The sequence below is a fragment of the Pseudomonas sp. SIMBA_068 genome (genome assembly GCF_046534705.1).
In the GTDB taxonomy this organism is placed as follows: Bacteria; Pseudomonadota; Gammaproteobacteria; order Pseudomonadales; family Pseudomonadaceae; genus Aquipseudomonas; species Aquipseudomonas putida.
The window spans coordinates 1-266 of sequence record NZ_JAWRYI010000671.1 but is presented as its reverse complement, the minus strand read 5'-3'; the positions used below and the strand labels follow the sequence as shown (position 1 = coordinate 266).

Genomic DNA, 266 nt, shown 5'->3' with positions numbered 1-266 from the left:
CGGATAACGAATACACCGGTGGCGTCAGAGGTGGTTTGATCCATCCCGGCCGCATTGCCCAGTGCTTCCGCCAGCGTCATGCCGCTACGGTCCATTTTCAGGGTGGTCTGCTGCTTCACTTCACCCATCACGAAGATTTTCAGATCATCGTTACGCGGAACGTAAAGAATATCGCCTGGATAGAGGAGGTGGTTCTGGCTCAGGTCACCATTCTGCATCAATGCCTGCAGAGAGATACGCTGTTCACGACCGTTGTGCGTCAGCAC

The 266-nt window shown here is 54.5% G+C and carries 1 pseudogene; it reads right to left on the bottom strand.

Features of this window, described 5'->3' with window-relative positions:
* Window positions 1-266, bottom strand: a pseudogene (locus tag SB756_RS30925) (polysaccharide export protein Wza); the annotation flags it as partial.